Genomic DNA, 1,574 nt, shown 5'->3' on the forward strand with positions numbered 1-1,574 from the left:
TTAATCGTAAAAATGCAGAACAAAAGAATTGGCGTATGATCAAAAAAGGAAAACATTTCCTTTTTGGTTGTTCGCTTGTTTTTGCGGTTGGGGCAGCATTAGTAGCTCCATCAGTCAAAGCAGATGCAGTAGACGCTAAGCCAGAAGCTAGCTCTACAGCAGAGGGGGTTAAGCCAGCTGCGGCTGAGGAGAACCCAACTTATGCAGCACCAGCTGTAGAAGTAGCTCCAGCAGCAGTGGCTGAAGAAAAAGTTAAAACTACTCAAAATTCGAAAGAAGAACCAGTAGTTACGACAGAAAAAGCTAAGGAAGCAGATAGCATCCAAGCTCCAGAGGTGACAGTGGTTTACAATCCAGAAGCACTTACTGATGAAGAAAAAGCAAAAGTAGTAGCAGCTGTTAAGGCAGCTAACTCTAAAGCAACTGATGTTCAAGTTCAAGCAGACGGATCAGTAGTTATTACTTTTGCAGATGGTTCGACTGCAAGCTTGTCAGCAGCTCAAACTATTAAAGATAGCTCTAAAGTAGCTAAACCACGTAGAGCACGTGCGGCAGTAGCAGCTCCAGTCATCACTTCAAACCTTGATGGAAAAGGTAGTTCTGCAACAGATGTAACTGTCCAAGCACCAGCAGGTTCAACTGTTAAACTCTACAATAGTGATGGTGTCGTTATCGGTCAAGCAGTAGCAAATGCTCAAGGTGTAGCTATAGTTACGCCAACAAACAGCCTTCCTGTAGGCGAAATCACAGCTACAGCTACACCAGCAGGCGAAAGTGAGTCTCCTAAGAGCGCTCCTGTCACAGCGACTCGTGCAGAAAAGCCTGAAGTAGACGGAGGTGTTTCAAGAGGGAACGATAGTCATAATACCCAACTACTCGTTACCAGATCACATATCACTGTCTATCCAGGTGAAACTGTTAAGATTGGTGTTACAGCAGTATCTAAAGCGCTTGAAAACTTTTGGGTTCCTAATAATCCAGAAGGTGTCAAGGGCTTGAAGCCTACAGGTGTTTACTTGAAGACAGCTGGAACAGAGACCTATACAAGACGTGATAACGGATACGGAGGTACTGTTGCTTGGGACCAACCAGCAGGTGATACTGTTGTGACCTTCGCAGTTAGAAGTAAGAATAATGCACTTGTAAAGAGAGACCTTAGAGTTACCGTTTTGGAACTTACTAAGAAGCTTGATGCTGTTCCAGGTGAAAAGGTAGAAGTTTCTGATCTTAAAAACATTTCTGAAGACGAGAAAAATAAAATTATCGAAGCAACTAAAAAAGCAAATGCAAGTTTCCCTCCAGGCACTTTATATAATGTTGATCAAAGAGGAAATCTTGTAATTACTTATCCTGATAAGTCTACTGATAAGATTACAGCAGCATACTTAGTTACTCCAGCAGCTAGGGAAGCAGACAAATATACGCCGACTGCTAAGGACCAAACTGTTAAAGTTGGTGACGCACCAAAAGCAGAAGATTCAATTGCGAACTTCAAAGACCTTCCTTCAGGAACAACAGCTAAGTTCAAGGAGCCAGTAGATACAAAAACACCAGGTGAAAAGACACCAGTAGTC

1 protein-coding gene is annotated in these 1,574 nt (G+C 42.8%); it reads left to right on the plus strand.

The features are described 5' to 3' along the window. Nucleotides 1-1,574: Rib/alpha-like domain-containing protein (locus HT718_RS09405; RefSeq protein WP_275690403.1), on the plus strand; the 1,574-nt coding region annotated here is incomplete at both ends.

It is taken from the genome of Streptococcus sp. 714 (assembly GCF_013277115.1).
Lineage (GTDB): Bacteria > Bacillota > Bacilli > Lactobacillales > Streptococcaceae > Streptococcus.